Origin of the sequence: Lysinibacillus sp. RS10 (genome assembly GCF_041956855.1) — a bacterium.
Taxonomy (GTDB): Bacteria; Bacillota; Bacilli; order Bacillales_A; family Planococcaceae; genus Lysinibacillus; species Lysinibacillus xylanilyticus_A.
The window spans coordinates 3,682,260-3,699,496 of the sequence record NZ_CP167122.1; the positions used below are offsets into that span (position 1 = coordinate 3,682,260).

General features: G+C 38.3%; 15 protein-coding genes. All 15 read right to left on the reverse strand.

The features are described 5' to 3' along the window. Positions 1-14 precede the first annotated feature (14 nt). Positions 15-1,574, reverse strand: coding sequence for a ribonuclease Y (gene rny, locus ACB089_RS18820; protein ID WP_368635399.1), 1,560 nt, complete (start codon positions 1,572-1,574; stop codon positions 15-17). A gap of 409 nt (positions 1,575-1,983) precedes the next feature. Further along, positions 1,984-3,051, reverse strand: coding sequence for a recombinase RecA (gene recA, locus ACB089_RS18825; RefSeq protein ID WP_368635400.1), 1,068 nt, complete (start codon positions 3,049-3,051; stop codon positions 1,984-1,986). Between the two features lie 390 nt (positions 3,052-3,441). Next, positions 3,442-4,698: a competence/damage-inducible protein A gene (locus ACB089_RS18830; RefSeq protein ID WP_374963448.1), complete on the reverse strand. Its 1,257-nt coding sequence runs from the start codon at positions 4,696-4,698 to the stop codon at positions 3,442-3,444. Positions 4,699-4,715: 17 nt separating this feature from the next. Next, positions 4,716-5,294 carry a CDP-diacylglycerol--glycerol-3-phosphate 3-phosphatidyltransferase gene (gene pgsA / locus ACB089_RS18835; protein ID WP_068983093.1) on the reverse strand — a complete coding sequence of 193 codons (579 nt, stop codon included), beginning with the start codon at positions 5,292-5,294 and terminating at the stop codon, positions 4,716-4,718. 50 nt (positions 5,295-5,344) lie between these two features. Then, entirely contained in the window at positions 5,345-6,250 is a 906-nt protein-coding gene (locus tag ACB089_RS18840; RefSeq protein WP_374963450.1) for a helix-turn-helix domain-containing protein, read from the reverse strand. A 32-nt stretch (positions 6,251-6,282) separates the two neighbouring features. Beyond that, a complete protein-coding gene (locus ACB089_RS18845; RefSeq protein ID WP_068983492.1) occupies positions 6,283-7,065 on the reverse strand; it encodes a DUF3388 domain-containing protein in 783 nt (260 codons plus the stop codon). Positions 7,066-7,292: 227 nt separating this feature from the next. Next, on the reverse strand, positions 7,293-7,550 hold the full coding sequence (locus ACB089_RS18850; RefSeq protein ID WP_068983095.1) for a DUF3243 domain-containing protein: 258 nt from the start codon (positions 7,548-7,550) through the stop codon (positions 7,293-7,295). Positions 7,551-7,594: 44 nt separating this feature from the next. Beyond that, a complete protein-coding gene (ymfI, locus tag ACB089_RS18855; protein WP_374963453.1) occupies positions 7,595-8,323 on the reverse strand; it encodes an elongation factor P 5-aminopentanone reductase in 729 nt (242 codons plus the stop codon). Further along, positions 8,320-9,621 carry an EF-P 5-aminopentanol modification-associated protein YfmH gene (gene yfmH / locus ACB089_RS18860; RefSeq protein ID WP_374963455.1) on the reverse strand — a complete coding sequence of 434 codons (1,302 nt, stop codon included), beginning with the start codon at positions 9,619-9,621 and terminating at the stop codon, positions 8,320-8,322. The genes ymfI and yfmH overlap by 4 nt, the downstream gene beginning before the upstream one ends. After that, on the reverse strand, positions 9,618-10,889 hold the full coding sequence (gene yfmF, locus ACB089_RS18865) for an EF-P 5-aminopentanol modification-associated protein YfmF (RefSeq protein ID WP_374963457.1): 1,272 nt from the start codon (positions 10,887-10,889) through the stop codon (positions 9,618-9,620). The genes yfmH and yfmF overlap by 4 nt, the downstream gene beginning before the upstream one ends. 228 nt (positions 10,890-11,117) lie before the next feature. Further along, entirely contained in the window at positions 11,118-12,077 is a 960-nt protein-coding gene (locus tag ACB089_RS18870) for an ABC transporter permease (protein ID WP_374963459.1), read from the reverse strand. 1 nt (position 12,078) lies between these two features. Continuing rightward, positions 12,079-13,125: an ABC transporter permease gene (locus ACB089_RS18875; RefSeq protein ID WP_374963460.1), complete on the reverse strand. Its 1,047-nt coding sequence runs from the start codon at positions 13,123-13,125 to the stop codon at positions 12,079-12,081. Then, complete coding sequence (locus ACB089_RS18880; protein WP_374963461.1) at positions 13,125-14,672, reverse strand: ABC transporter ATP-binding protein; 1,548 nt, start codon at positions 14,670-14,672, stop codon at positions 13,125-13,127. Before ACB089_RS18880 ends, ACB089_RS18875 begins: the two co-directional genes overlap by 1 nt. Before the next feature lie 552 nt (positions 14,673-15,224). Then, positions 15,225-16,313, reverse strand: coding sequence for a BMP family protein (locus tag ACB089_RS18885; RefSeq protein WP_374963463.1), 1,089 nt, complete (start codon positions 16,311-16,313; stop codon positions 15,225-15,227). Between the two features lie 54 nt (positions 16,314-16,367). Continuing rightward, entirely contained in the window at positions 16,368-17,096 is a 729-nt protein-coding gene (locus ACB089_RS18890; protein WP_368635411.1) for a GntR family transcriptional regulator, read from the reverse strand. Between the last annotated feature and the right edge of the window lie 141 nt (positions 17,097-17,237).

Sequence of the window (17,237 nt, forward strand, 5' to 3'; positions counted from 1 at the left end):
TCTAACTTTCAATATTATTTCGCATACTCCACTGCACGTGTTTCACGAATGACTGTTACTTTAATATGACCTGGGTAATCAAGTTCTTCTTCGATACGCTTACGGATATCTCGCGCTAAGCGATGTGAAGCCAAGTCATCAATTTTTTCAGGTTGTACAATAATACGGATTTCACGACCAGCTTGAATCGCAAATGATTTTTCTACACCATCATAGCTTTCAGAAATTTCTTCTAACTTTTCAAGTCTGCGGATATAATTTTCAAGTGTCTCACTTCGAGCACCTGGACGAGCTGCTGATAATGCATCAGCTGCAGCTACTAAAACAGCGATAACAGATGTTGCTTCTGTATCACCATGGTGAGAAGCAATACTGTTTATAACGACTGGATGTTCTTTGTATTTTGTTGCTAACTCCACACCGATTTCGACGTGACTACCTTCAACTTCATGGTCAATTGCCTTACCAATATCATGTAATAAGCCTGCACGACGAGCTAATGCTACATCTTCACCAAGTTCTGCAGCGAGCAGGCCTGATAAATACGCGACTTCAATTGAATGTTTTAGAACGTTTTGTCCATAGCTTGTACGATATTTCATGCGGCCTAAAATCTTCATTAAATCAGGATGTAAATTATGAATGCCAATTTCAAATGTTGTTTGCTCACCAGTTTCGCGGATTTGTTCATCCACTTCACGACGAGCTTTTTCCACCATTTCCTCAATTCGAGCAGGGTGGATGCGGCCATCCTGTACAAGTTTTTCAAGTGCAAGTCGAGCAGTTTCACGACGAATTGGATCAAAGCCTGATAAAATAACCGCTTCTGGAGTATCATCAATAATTAAATCTATACCGGTTAACGTTTCCAGCGTACGGATATTTCGACCTTCACGACCAATAATACGACCTTTCATTTCATCATTTGGCAAGTTCACGACAGAAACTGTTGTTTCTGCAACATGGTCTGCTGCAAAGCGCTGCAGTGCCAGTGATAAAATTTCACGTGCTTTTTTATCTGAGTCTTCCTTCGCACGTGTTTCAGCTTCCTTCGTCATCACAGCAATATCAGTTGCTAGCTCCTTTTCTACTTCTCCTAAGATAATAGCTTTTGCTTCATCTCTAGTTAAAGCAGAAATTCGTTCTAGCTCTGTTTTTTGCGAGGCAACGAGCTCGTCCACTTTGCTTTCCATCTGTTCAATATGCTGTTGTCTTTCGGCTAGAGCCTGTTCTTTTCTCTCTAAGCCTGCTTCTCTCTTATTTAGAGCATCATCTTTGCGATCAAGATTCTCTTCTCTTTGCAATAAACGGTTCTCTTGTTTCTGAAGTTCTAAACGACGTTCACGAATGTCATTTTCTGCTTCAGTACGAAATTTGTGAGTTTCATCTTTGGCTTCAAGTAGTGCTTCTTTCTTCAATGCCTCCGCTTCTCGTTTTCCTTCTTCAACGATTGTTTCAGCAACGTGTTTAGCACCAGTGATTTTTGAGTCATTCACTTTTTTCATGTAGATATAGCTAACAGCGGCACCAACGATGAGTCCAAGCAAAGCGGAGATGATAGTAATTCCATCCATATGAACACCTCCTCTTGCTATTTGGGTAATACAGTTTCAGTAGGCGCATACATTGCATTGCCTATTTAAAGTCATAATTCAGAAATTATACATATTTAATTGTATAGCTAGCCTCAAGCTCTGTCAAGGATAGTCGGGCATCTGTTCGCCCTTCTTAAGAAAAAAGTAAGTCACCTCCATTAAGAGAATTAATTCCCACTACTTTTACACTAACCCACATTTATAATTTTTTATTAAAAATATAAAAAGTAGTACATAGATAAACACATTTTTATGATGACGTTCTATCCGTCGTTTCGATAATTCTATTCATCCTTATTTTCTAGTATGTATAAATACAAAAAAATGCATTGCTCTCACTCTTAAGAGTGGGAACAATGCATCTTAACTTATTTCAATAAGTTAAAAATTATTTTTCATCTTCAAGTAGAAGTTGTAACTCTTCGTCCATTTCTTCATCTTCATCATGCGCAGCAATTGTGTAAGAAGCAGATGCCATGCCATAAGAAGCACGGATTTTATTCGCGATATCATCAAGGACTGCTGTATTTTCTTTTAAATACTGCTTGGCATTTTCACGGCCTTGACCAAGGCGCTCATCACCGTAAGCATACCAAGATCCACTTTTTTGAACGATGTCTAATTCAACACCTAAATCGACAGTTTCGCCCTCTTTTGAAATGCCTTCACCGTACATAATATCAACTTCAGCTGTACGGAACGGTGGTGCTACTTTGTTTTTCACAATTTTAATTTTTGTACGGTTACCCATTATGTCATTGCCTTGTTTAATAGCTTCCGCACGACGCACTTCTAATCGAACAGAGCTGTAGAATTTAAGCGCGCGACCACCAGGTGTTGTTTCTGGATTACCAAACATAACACCAATTTTTTCACGTATTTGGTTGATGAAAATAGCAATTGTTTTTGATTTATTAATAGCACCTGAAAGCTTACGTAATGCTTGAGACATTAAACGAGCTTGTAGTCCGACATGAGAGTCACCCATATCTCCTTCAATTTCAGCTTTTGGAACTAAAGCTGCAACGGAGTCAATGACGATAATATCGATAGCACCACTACGTACTAAAGCTTCTGCAATTTCAAGTGCTTGCTCTCCTGTATCTGGTTGTGATAATAATAATTCATCAATATTGACACCTAATTTTTGTGCGTAAATTGGATCTAGTGCATGCTCGGCATCGATAAATGCTGCTTGTCCACCATTCGCTTGTACCTCTGCAATGGCATGAAGAGCAACCGTTGTTTTACCTGATGATTCAGGGCCATATACTTCAATAATACGTCCACGTGGATAACCGCCAACACCTAATGCAGCATCAAGTGCTAACGAACCACTTGAAGATGTAGCGATTTCTAAATCCGTCTTTTCACCAAGTTTCATGATAGAACCTTTACCAAAGTTCTTTTCAATTTGTTTTAACGCCTGTTCTAAGGCTGCTTTACGATCACTCATTCCTTTTCCTCCTTCGAAAACTGTTCACTGTTTTTCTCTATCTCTACTATACTTGTTTTTGAGATAGGACGCAAGAAAAAAGCGAACATTTATTCGTTTTTCTTCAAAATAAAAATTTGGGTAACTTTCCATTACCCAAATTTCTATTTTCAACTATATTATGGATCACCACCAAAACGTGTGGTTGATTTCCGTTCCGACTGGGCGCTTTCCTGGGGGCGTCCGATGAGCCGCTTCACTCGCGTTGCTCGCTCCAGGGTCTCATCTGTGACGCTAATCCCCAAGGAGTCGCCCAGCCTCCACTCCAATCAACTATTTACATAGTAACGCTTTAACAAAAGTAATCCGCAACTTTTAGGGATGACCTATATTATGTCGAGGCATAATTGATTAACGTTTTTTAAAGCCTCTTTCTACTAAAAGCTGCATTAAATAATGACAAGTAAATTTCGCCGCGCGAAGTCGATTTGTATTGCGCATGCCCGATAAATGAAGTAAATACGTAATTGGCTCTTCATCACCAATTGCAATACCAATCCAAACCGTCCCTACTGGTTGATGATCATGCGCCGTAGGACCTGCCGCACCTGTTAATCCAATACCTATATCCGTACCGAATTTTTTACGTACTGTACTAGCCATGGCCGCTGCACATTCACTGCTTACAATCCCATGTGTATCTAATAATTCTTTAGAAATACCGAGCTGCTTAATTTTAGCCCCTTCTGTATACGTAACAACGCCACCGACAAGGGCATCCCCTACGCCTGGTATCTCAGCAAGCTCTGACTGAAATAACCCTGCTGTTAAACTCTCTGCCGCAGCAATTGTTAACTTATTATCTAGTAACATTTCAACTGTTTTAGAGGCAAGAGAATCATCATCACTGCCGTATTGATAGTCACCAACAAGCGCTTGAATCTCTGCCACCTTTGCGGCAATAAGCTGCTGCGCTTCTTGCTCCGTTTCTGTCTTGGCAGTTACACGTAATGTAACCTCGCCATCAGAAGCAAGTGGAGCAACAGTTGGGTTTGTTTGTGAATCTAAAATATCTTGGACACGTACTTCGAGCTCTGCCTCACCAATTCCATAAAAGCGCATAACGTGAGATGCAATTACCCCTCCAGTATTTAACATCACACTAAGCTTTGGCTTTGCCTCAAACTGGAACATCGGCTCAAGTTCTTTGGGTGGCCCTGGAAGCAAAATATACGTACGCTCATCTTTTGTTAGTATCATGCCAGGTGCCATACCGTGATGGTTTGCAAGCACCTCACTACCTGCTAGAATTAAAGCCTGTTTACGATTATTTTCCGTCATTGGACGTCCTCGTTTTGCAAAAAATTGCTCAATATACGTCAGTGCGATCTCATCAAATTCGAGTGAAACGCCAAGATGACGAGCAATCGTTTCCTTTGTTAAATCATCCTTTGTAGGACCAAGCCCACCAGAAAAAATGATTAAATCAGCACGAGTCTCTGCAACAGAAATAGCCTTTTCTAAACGTTGCGCATTATCCCCTACAACAGTGTGATAATACACATTTATCCCTAACTCAGACAACTGGTTAGAAATAAACCTCGCATTTGTATTCGTAATCTGACCAAGCAATAACTCTGAGCCAACTGCAAGAATTTCAGCATTCATGATCCCCAAGACCTTTCTTATTTAGACTCAAGTAAGACACGTCGATTTAGATAGAAATAATCCCATCCAGACCATACTGTAAAGAACAATGCAATATATAGCATAATTTCATCAAATGGAATACCAATCAGTGTAAAGATTGTATTGTGTAAAAGCGCTGCTGCAATAGCCATAATTTGAGTCCATGTTTTAATTTTACCAAGCTGATTTGCCGCCACAACTTCTCCTTCACCTGCCAATATTAAACGAAGACCAGTTACCGCAAACTCACGGCTAATAATAATTATTATGATCCAGGCAGGCGCCATATCAAGCTCTACCATTAAAATAAAAGCTGCTGAAACTAGCAACTTGTCCGCTAGTGGATCTAAAAATTTCCCAAATGTTGTCACAAGATTATACTTACGTGCATAATAACCATCCACCCAATCAGTTGTTGAAGCAAAAATAAAAATAAGTGCACCTATAAAATGATGAACAGGCATCTTCGCACCGAATAGTGACATTGTTCCCCAGTTGAAATCAAACATCATAACAATGACAAAGAACGGAATAAGTAAGATTCGAGAGATGGTAATTTTATTTGGAATGTTCATTTTTCTAACACCTTTCATGATGAAAGAAAGTAGTCATCACTAGATGACTACTATTCTTTATTGAAATTGATGACGATGTTTTGCGTTACAATTTGCTGTGCATACGTTAAAAGCTCGTCATTAATATATATCTTAGCTTGCGCTGAATTACCTAATCGGATACGAGCATAATTTTGAGATGTTGCGTCGAATTCCACTACTTCTCCTGCATTATATACACGTGTATCTGTTAGTAATTCTTGTTGCTGTTGATTTCGAATCCCGATAAATGTAGGGCCTGATACCTCAATACGTATTTTAAATGTATCTGTACCTGTTAACGAATAAGAAGTCGTAGCTCTATCCGCTTCAATAGCTCCCGCTGAAATCGATTGCTTAACCTCTTCAGTTTGTTTTTCATCAGATGTTTCCTTTGCTGAATCTTTTGAGTCTTGTTTAGCATTCGCTTGAGCTTTTTTATCTTCTTTTTCTTTTTCTTTTTCTGTATCTATTGGTTTTACTTTTGTATCATATTCTATTTCTGATGGAATATCGTCTTTTACATCTGGCATTGCATTATTTTTAGACTGCATTAGCACCCAAATCACCACAATAATGACAATGATAAATAAACCAACGATTATTTTTGGCATTGACTCCATCATTTTATTGGAAGGTCCCTTTGAAACTTTTCTTCTACTTGGGCTATTCGTCATCGATTGACTTACTTGATCATTTTTTGTACCTGGCAGTTCGCTCTTATAGGTTTCTAAAATTTCCTCTGCGTTCAAACCTACAGCGTCTGCATATTGTTTAATAAAAGCTCGTACATAAAACGAACCAGGCATAATCGAATAATTGCCCTCTTCAATTCCTACTAAATAACGCTTTTGAATTTTCGTTATTTCTTGTAAATCGTCTAAGCTGTAGCCTTTAGACAGTCTCGCCTCTTTCAGTCGAGTCCCCAATTCTGCCACTCATAACACCTACTTTAATATTAAATTAAAAATTAAAATCCTCCAAATGAATCGGATTCGGACATCATATGGTTTTTTTCCATTATTTCATACGTAATTTCTTCATCTGGGTGATGACGTAATTCAATGATATAATCAAAATCCTCAATCTTATATTCTGAATGCTGAACAAACATATCTGGATGCTCGACGACCTTAATAGAAGGCATACTCATCATTTCACGTACTAGTTGCAAATGCCGTTCATCAGACGAACGACGCGTCACAATGCCATCTAATATAAAAATATTATTGTCACTGAATTCATCACCAGCAAGTTTATTGCGGACGGTCTGCTTAATCATTGTAGATGATAAAAAAATCCATTTTTTATTGGCACATACACTAGCCGCTACAATCGACTCGGTTTTCCCAACACGAGGCATTCCTCGTATTCCAATGAGCTTATGCCCCTCTTTTTTAAAGAGTTCAGCCATAAAGTCAACTAAAATACCAAGTTCATCTCGTACAAAGCGGAAAGTATTTTTTTCATCTGCATCTCGAGGAATATAATGACCGTGCCTCAGAGCTAAGCGATCACGGAGTTTAGGTTGTCGAAATTTGGTAACGTTGATATGTTCCATTGTCGAAACAATTGTACGAAAACGTTCAATTGCCTCATCGTTGTCTGTATGCACTAACATACCACGTCGATCCTCATCGACACCATTTATTGAAATAATATTGACACGAAGCATCCCTAAAAGTGAAGCAATATCTCCTAATAATCCAGGGCGATTCACCTGAATTTCATATTCAAAGTACCAATCGCTCAAACACACTCGTTCCCTTCCTATTAGTTAACGTAATAAATCCTTTATAAGTTCCATCATAGCTGATTTTTTATGTAATGAAAAGTTCGAATATATGGAATTACGGCGTTATTTTTAAAAACTTACTATTTTTTTAAAAAGCATTCAAAATAGGCTTACATACGTTCCCTTTTCTATGCCAAAATTGCTTCTTCATATAGAAAAAAGAGGAGATAAACTCTCCTCTTTTTTTACTGCACATGCTTATTTTGTACAAGTTTAACGACACAATTCGCCAATGCTTCTTTTTCATCTTCAGAGGCAACGCCCCATAAATCCGACAGCACTCGCTCTTGTTCATTTTTAGGATCGACATTTGTCGCCAAATATTCGCCAATTTGTACCGCAGCCTGTTGAATCAATTTCTTTGGCATACCGCTTGATTCTGCCTGCATAACATTTTGTCCTAAAAACGATGTCCATTTTTGCCAGTTTTCTAAAATGGTCATATGTTCCTCCTCCTTTACACATGTAGTATGTGCAAAAAAGAAAATTATATGTACCAGCCACCGTTTAATCGAATTATTTGTCCCGTAACATAATCTGCTTTTCCAGAAAGATAGAAGCGAACCATTTCAGCAACATCCGTAGTTTGCCCAATTTTACCTAAAGGAATGTCCTCCAAAATATATACAAGCTCCTCTTCACTTAAATGACCATTCATCGATGTATCAATAAAGCCCGGTGCAATAGCATTAACACGAATTCGTGACAATGCCGCTTCTTTCGCATAGGACTTCACAAAAGCATGCTGGGCTCCCTTCACAGTGGCGTAAAGTGCTTCACCAGCAGACCCAGCCTCTCCCCAAATGGAACCGATAAAAAGTACGTAGCTGACATCATGAGCGCGAAGCTTTGATGAAAGCAATGCCGTCAGACGCATAGGATTTTGTACATGCACACGCCATAATGCTTCCATATCCTCCACTGTAGTATCTTCAAGTAGAGAATAATGCGCCTGACCATTCGCAAATACAATCGCTTGCACATTAAAAATTTGAGATGCTAGCGATTGCGCCCCAGATATTTTCGAAAAATCCCCCTGTACAAGCATAAACTCCTGTACAGGGAAATTTTCTGAAAGTGAGCAGTATAAAGCCTGAGCTGCTTTCTCATTGTTTGAAAAGTGTATGTAGATGGACCAACCATCATCTGCCAGACTCCGACAAATAGCACGGCCAATCTCACCCGATGCACCTAACACGAGGGCAAACTTTTTCACTGTTCGCCCTTCTCTGTAGGTAAAATTTTAAAGACAGTTTGTTGAGCTTCACCTTGAATCGAAGAAAATGCTTTTTTCAAATCATCAATCGTTAGTTCTTCAAGTACCGGCACAACATCGAACAAATTCATCTCATTAAACGAATAACGTGTAAATTGGTTTGCGATAAATTCAATAGAGTTCAGTGCACGTAAGAAGAAACCTATTTTTTTACGTTTCACTCGTTCTAAATCGGCACTTTCAAATTGTGCATTTCCTTCATACTTTGCCAATTCTTCTTTAATTGCCTTTTCCAATGCAACAGGTTCGGTTGAATCCGAACCAATCATAGCAAACCCAAAACCATTTTCTAACGTAAAATCAAAGGCATACGTTTCATCAATTAAACCATCTTCATAGACACGCTCATAAAAATTAGATGTACGTCCAAAAATAAGTTCAAGTGCAATTTGAACAGACAGCTCATGCTTTAACATGTCACGACCAGAAAGATTCGTTTCTTTTGCTTTTAAGCCTACATAGACCTTAGGCTTTTGTACATCCATATGCAATTCACGCTCTTTGACAGCAACCTCTGTCGGCTCCTGATCAAAGAAGCGTTGAATTGGAGTTGGTTCAGGGAATTCTTTTTTGTTTTGATTGTCACGAATAAACGTCATCATTTCATTAGGATCCACAGCACCAATGACAAATAATAACATATTGGACGGATGATAAAATGTATTGAAGCACGTATATAAATGATCCGCTGTAATGCCGTCAATCGACTCTATTGTGCCTGCGATATCAATTTTCACTGGGTGATTATGGTACATGTTTTCGATTGTACCAAAATACAGGCGCCAATCTGGCTGATCATCGTACATCGTAATTTCCTGACCAATAATGCCCTTCTCCTTATTGACTGTAGCTTCTGTAAAGTAAGGCTCTTGAACAAAATTTAATAATGTTTCAGTACTTTTGTAAATATTGTCTGTCGATGAAAATAAATACGCCGTACGTGTAAATGACGTAAAGGCATTGGCCGAAGCACCATATTCACTAAACTTTTGGAAGACGTCTCCATCTTCTTTTTCAAACATTTTATGCTCTAAAAAGTGGGCAATACCATCTGGCACAGTAATGCTTTCTGTTTCATCCATTGGCACAAATGTACGGTCAACAGAGCCGTACTTTGTTGTGAACGTCACAAATGTTTTCGAAAAGCCTTTTTTCGGTAAAATGTAGACATCTAAGCCATTCTCTAGTTTTTCATAATACAATGTTTCATCTAATTGTTTGAATTCAATTGTTTTCATTGTGCGGCTTGCTCCTTTCCACATAAGAAATAGACCGCTTCTAGCTGTACTTGCTTCGCCATTTCAACAACATCTTCCTTCGTCACAGCTTTCCATTTATTTGCCCAGGTTTCAACAGCGAATTCCTCAGGTAAATCTTTATATTGGTCAAAAATTTCTATTTGTCCTCGGGCAGAATCTAATGATTCTTTTAGCTGATTCGTCAGCATTGCCTTTGTTTGCTCTAATTCTAAATTCGTAATATCGCCTGCTTGCATAACAGCAAGTTGTTCCTTAATAAGTGAAAGTGCCTTTTCTTCATTCTTTGGTTCGATGCCAGACACAACAAAGACTAAGCCATAATGTGATGCATATGAGCTAGACGCATAGTAGGCTAAACTTTCCTTTTCGCGAACATTCATAAATAATTTGGCATGAGGATAACCACCGAAAACGCCGTTAAAGATTTGCATTTTTGCGAAATCTGGATTACCAAATCGTACTGGTGTACTAAAGCCAATATGCATCTTTCCTTGCTTCATCTCTTGTTGTTCACGTACATAATCATTTTGTGGATGCTGTTGTGGAAGTACAGCAGGAATTTCTTCAGGTATACGATCATTAAATGGTAGCGCTTTTTTCAACTTCGCCACGATTTCGTCTTCATTGATATCACCTGCGACATAAATGTCTATTTTATCGTTAGCAAGCATGGATTGGTATGCTTCAAACAATGATGCTGAGGTAATATTTTGAATGTCCTCGACAGTTCCATTAGCAGAAATAGACGCCGGTTCATTCGGTCGTAAAATTTGCTGAAGGCGTTGCTGTGCAAAACGAGATTTATCGTCAAAAATGGATTCAATACGCTGAATAACCGTTTTCTTTTCACGTTCCACAATAGATTCCTTAAATACACCGTTTTCTATATTCGGTTCAAATATTGCTGTGTGCAATAAACCAATCACTTCATTTAAAACACTTGTATTTGCCAAGTAATGATCATTAACGGCTTCTACATTCATCAGTACTGTATGTTCATTGCCACGCTTAGATGTGTCAAAATACAACACTGTGCCATACAAGTCATCTAAAAAACTACGGAATGCAGCTGTTGTTGTATATTTGGCATTGCTGTGTTGCAATACATTTGTTAACACCGTGCGTTCAGAGGCACTTTTGGCCGTTAATGCTCTTCTCCATTTAATTGAAAAATTTACGGTTTTAAATTGGGTTGTTTGTCGGATATGCAAATTGACACCTTTTGCAAAAGGTATTGTTTTAAACATATGGGAACCCTCCTATCTTTCTTAATATAACAATGTACTACACATACTATACATGTCTATTGTCTATAATTGCAAAAAGAATCCAAAGTATGTATATAAATATGTAAAATTACATGAGGTTTGTTGATAAACGATTAATCTCCAACCCTTATTTTTCCAAACATTAGTGCTATGTACAAAAAAAGACTGAGCATTTTCGCCCAGTCTTCCTCGATAGATCTGATTTTATTAGCGTTTACCTTTAATATAAGGTTGCCCACTAGCCTTTGGTGCATTCGCTTTACCGATAAATCCTGCTAATGCAAAGATTGTTAATACATACGGTAAAATTTGTAGGTATACAGCAGGAATTTCTTGAATGTAAGGAATTTGGTTCCCTGCAATACTTAACGTTTGAGCTAATCCAAAGAATAATGCTGCACCTAGCGCACCAATTGGATGCCATTTCCCGAAAATCATTGCCGCAATCGCCATAAAGCCTTGCCCAGCAATTGTTGCATGTGAGAAATCGTGTGTAATTGTTTGCGCGTATACTGCACCACCAAGACCAGCTAATGCCCCAGAGATTACTACAGCAATATAGCGCATTTTATTAACTTTTACGCCCATTGTATCTGCAGCCATTGGGTGCTCACCAACAGCACGTAAACGTAAACCAAACGGTGTTTTAAAAATGATAAACCATGCTCCAATAGCTACAGCAAAAGCTAATATCGATGTACTGTAGACGTTTTGGAATAACAATGGACCGAAGAATGGAATATCCTCTAAATAAGGGATAGCGAAACGATCAATTGGTTGAGTTATCATATCCGTTTGACCTTTATCATAAATCAGTTTTACTAAGAATACGGATACTGCTAAACCTAATAAATTGATAGCAACCCCCGATACCGTTTGATCGGCACGGAAGGAAATTGAAGCAACTGCATGGAACAGAGAGAAGATACCTCCAACAATGACAGCTGCCAGCATTGCCACCCAAATGGTTGCTTCACCGAATGTTGAAGCATATTCTAAATTGACATAAATACCAACAAATGCACCAACAATCATTAAACCTTCTAGTCCGATATTTACTACACCAGAACGTTCAGAGAATACGCCACCGATTGCCGTAAAAATTAAAGGTGTTGCATAAAGAATTGCAGAAGGGATGATGAAATATAACATTTCTAAAAAGCTCATGTTATTGCCCCTCCTTTTTCTTGCTCAATTTTTGTAATGCTACTCGTATGATATAACCTGATGCTACAAAGAAAATAATTAACGCAATAATAATAGATACGATTTCCTCTGGAATACCCGCAGCATTTGGCATATTTAGCGCTCCGTATTTAAGTGAGCCGAATAATGAAGCCCCAAACACTACCCCTAGTGGTGTGTTGGCACCAAGTAAGGCCACGGCGATACCATCGAAACCTATACCAGTAAAGCCTGGTTTAATAGAGGCGTTTCCGAAAGTACCTAGTGCCTCCATCGCACCACCAAGACCTGCGAACATACCTGAAATCGTCATAGCTAAAATAATGTTTTTGTTAACGCTCATACCAGCATATTCTGCAGCATTCTTGTTAAATCCTACTGCTTTTAACTCATACCCACGTGTTGTTTTTTCTAATATGAACCACATAACAACTACCATTAACAGTGCAACAATGATCCCATAGTGAAGACTTGAATTGTCTGTAAGCTCTCTTAAAAACGGAGAACGTAAAGAAGCCGATTCATGAATTCGTTCTGTTTTAAAGCCACCGTCGGACAATTTACTAATCACTGCATTCGCAATATAAAGCGCAGTATAGTTTAACATAATTGTCGCAATTACTTCGTGAACTTTAAATTTCGCTTTTAAGAAACCTGCAATAAAGGCCCAAAATGCACCAGCAGCTGCAGCCGCCAGTAATGCTAATGGTAAATGAATAACTTTAGGTAGTTCAAATGCATATCCTACCCAAGCTGCTGCTAGCCAACCTAAAATTAGCTGACCTTCAACACCGATGTTGAATAAGCCTGTACGGAAGGCAAATGCTACTGCAAGACCAGCCAAGATGTACGGTGTTATTTGACGAATTGTGTTCCCAATTGAATATGAATCTCCAAAAATACCTGTCCAAAGGGCCATATAACCTTGTACTGGGTCATAGCCGCTGACTACCATCACGATAGCCCCAACAATTAAACCGATAATGATAGAGATGATAGGAACGAGTATATTAATGACACGATTTGACATTAGTCGTTCCCCTCCTTCGCACCATTCATGTTATTTTTACTACTTTGTCCTGCCATTAATAGGCCAAGCTCTTGTTCTGTTGTTTCTTTCGGATTTAACTCATCAACAATTTGACCATCATAAATAACAGCGATGCGGTCCGAAACATTCATGACCTCATCTAATTCAAATGAAATTAACAGTACTGCTTTTCCTTTATCACGTTGCTCGATCAGGCGAGAGTGAATAAACTCAATAGCACCTACGTCAAGACCACGCGTTGGTAATGCTGCAATTAATAAATCTGGATTACGATCAATTTCACGACCGATAATTGCTTTTTGTTGGTTACCACCTGAAAGGGCACGTGCTGGTGTCATTTCACCATTACCAGTACGCACATCATACTCTTCGATAATTTGGCGTGCTTTTTCAGAGACCTTCTTGTAGTCCATGACAAAGCCCTTAGCGATTGGAGACTGGTAATATGTTTGCAGTGCGATATTATGGCCAATTGGGAAATCTAATACTAAACCGTGCTTATGGCGGTCTTGAGGGATATGCCCAACGCCTTCCTCTGTAATTTTTCGAGGCTTCATATTTGTAATATCTTTGCCATTTAGTTTAACGTTACCACTTTTAATTTTACGTAGGCCTGTAATAGCTTCGATTAACTCGGATTGTCCATTACCGTCAATACCAGCAATACCAACTATTTCACCTTTACGAACTTTTAAGTTTAGACCTTTTACTTTTTCGATATTACGGTAGTCAGTAACAACCAAGTTCTCAATTGCAAGTACTTCATCAGTCGGTTTTGCTTCTGTTTTTTCAGTTTTAAATTCGACTTGACGACCTACCATCAATTCCGCTAATTGGTCAGGATTTGTTTCAGCTGTTGTAACTGTTCCAATCCCTTCACCTTTTCTGATAATCGTCACACGGTCAGAGACTTCCATAATTTCTTTTAGCTTATGAGTAATTAAAATAATAGATTTACCCTCTTCAATTAGGCGTCGCATAATCTGAATAAGCTCTGTAATCTCTTGTGGTGTTAAAGATGCAGTAGGTTCATCAAAGATTAAAATTTCTGCACCGCGGTATAATGTTTTTAAAATTTCAACACGCTGTTGCATCCCCACAGTAATATCTTCGATTTTGGCATATGGATCAACATCTAAACCATATTTTTCAGAAAGTGCTTGTACTTTCTTTGCCGCATCTTTAATGTTAACAATCCCCATTTTTGTAGGTTCAGAACCTAAAATAATATTCTCTGTCACTGTAAAATTTTCCACCAACATAAAGTGTTGATGGACCATACCAATCCCTAAATCATTGGCCACATTCGGGTTTGTAATTTTTACAGCCTTCCCACGAACTCGAATTTCGCCACCCTCTGGTTGATACAAACCAAAAAGGACGTTCATTAAAGTCGATTTACCTGCACCATTTTCGCCTAGCAATGCATGAATTTCGCCTTTTTTCAGTTGGAGGGTGATGTTATTATTCGCCACGAAACCACCGAATTCTTTTCGGATTCCTAGCATCTCAATCACGTATTCCAAATTTGTCACTCCCTTAATAGGCACTTTTGTAAAATAAAATTTGCCGTGCGTATTAGTATCTGCCGCTTTGACTTTTGGTACAGATAAGCAATACGTCCAGTTTTTGAAATGTTATTTAGATTTGTTTGAGACAACATTAATTTGATATTAATAAACTAGTCTACTAATCTAAATGCTAGCCATGATCACTGTTAGCCCAACGTTTTTCACATCGTATAACATTGACTTCAGCCAAAGGTTTTATCTTCTTTCAGTGGGCATTATGAAACCCAATTAACCATAAACTCACGCATATCTTAACCCAACAATAGAGGTAGATATCTTCTGAATGAAGAAAAATTAATACAGGAAAGGTCATCGTTAGAAACCTTTCTTCTATTAACTTGTTACCATCATTACTATTCTTACGATAAACTCATAGAAAAATTACTACCTCTATGGTAAATAAAAATATAGTCTAATTGAGTATTGCAAATAGTCGAAATATAACGATAGATTGAAAAATCATCATAAGGGTCTTCTAAAAGCCCCTTATGATGATCAAAAGATGAATTATTTTTTCACTTTTTCTGGAACTTTAATTTCACCTTTAGCAATTTTTTCTTTATATTCGTCAATGACAGCTTGAACATCTGCTGGGATTGCACCACGAGAATCCGCAAGTTTCACGCCGTCTTCAGCTAAACCATAAGTAAGCGTTTGACCACCTGGGAATTCACCATTTTTCGCTTTATTAGAAATATCTATTACTGCTGTGTTAACACCTTTTAACATAGAAGTTAAAGTTACATTTGTTTTATCGTCAACTTTACCCTCTTCGTATTGGTCAGCGTCTACACCAATTACCCATACATTTGCATTAGGATCTTTTTTCTTACGTTCTTTTGCCTCAGAGAATACACCGTTACCAGTTGCACCAGCAGCGTGGAAGATTACATCTACACCTGAAGAGTACATGCTGTTTGCAGTAATTTTACCAAGATCAGCTTTATCGAATGCACCAGTGTATTTTGATTGGATTTCGATATCTGGATTTACAGCTTTTGCGCCTTCAACAAATCCAGCCTCGAAGCGGTTGATAACTGGAATATCTACGCCACCTACGAAACCAATTTTACCTGATTTAGACATTTTTGCAGCAGCTACACCAGCTAAGAAAGATCCTTCTTGCTCTTTGAACATTACATTAACAACGTTATCTGCTTTTACTTCAGCATCGATTAATGCAAAATTGTTATCTGGGTTTTCTGTAGCAATAGCTTCAACTGCGTCAGCCATCATGAAACCGATACCATAAACTAAATCGAAGTCACGACGTATTAAGTTATTTAAGTTTGTTTCATAATCTGCGTCTGTTTTTGATTGTAAGTAGTCGAAACCACCATCACCTTTTTCTAGGCCGTGTTCTTTGCCGTAAGCTTGAACACCTTCCCAAGCAGATTGGTTGAATGATTTATCATCAACGCCACCTACGTCAGTAACCATTGCTACTGAGAACGCTTCTTCTTTGTTGTTTTCGCCTGATGTTGCATTTTCATTTTCTTTTGCAGGTTTTTCTTCGTCTTTCGCACCACATGCACCTAGGATTGCACTAGCTGCTAAAACTGATGTTAATACTAAGCCAAATTTACGTTTTTTCATTTTGATAACCCCCCAAAGGTAATGTAATTAGCAGGAAAAATATTTAGAAATGTTCTACACCCGTTTACGAACTACATGGAAGCTGAATTTATCAGCTCTGAAATAATTTTTTGAATATAACACTACTTGATCATGATCATCGTAGTGCAACTGCTTTAATACTAAAAGAGCTGTTTCACGGCCACAATTTAAAATCGGTGATGCTTGCTCATGATACCCAACTGGATCAATATATGTCACAGCATAGGCAACATGAATTTTACCGGATTGTTCAAGTGCCGAGAAAAGTGAAACTTCTTTTTTTTCTACAAAGTCAGTTGGCAGAAAGCTTGCAGGTAGTCTGTCAATGCAGTATACTACTGGTTCACCATCTGCTGTTCTGACACGTTCAATCGTGAGTATTTTATCTCCGCCATCACATTGGAAGCGTTTTAAATCTTCCTCAGAAGGTATGTTTTCCGTCGCTTTTAAAAAGCGGGAACCGGGTTCCATACCTGCTGACTCGATCATAGAAGAAATGCTCGATAAATGCTCGATACCTGATGTAAACAATGGCTTAGGGTTTACAAACGTCCCCACCCCATGTCGACGCACTATGACATTTTCTTCTTCCAACAGCCGTAGCGCTTCTCTAAGTGTTGCTCGACTTACTCCTAGTGATTTCGATAATTCAAACTCTGAAGGCAGTTTTTCATTTTCTTTAAAAACGCCTGTATCAATGTCAGACTTTAAACGATCAATTACTTGAAGATAGAGATGACGATGATCTGCTTTAATAGTCACATATATCACCACCAAAATCAGAGATCAGACATCTGATGTACAACATTCCTACTAATCGTTCATAAATATAACATTTTTGCAGAATGAAATAAACAGTTTTAAATAAAATCTGTTATAGAATTCACCCTTTCTCCACAACCT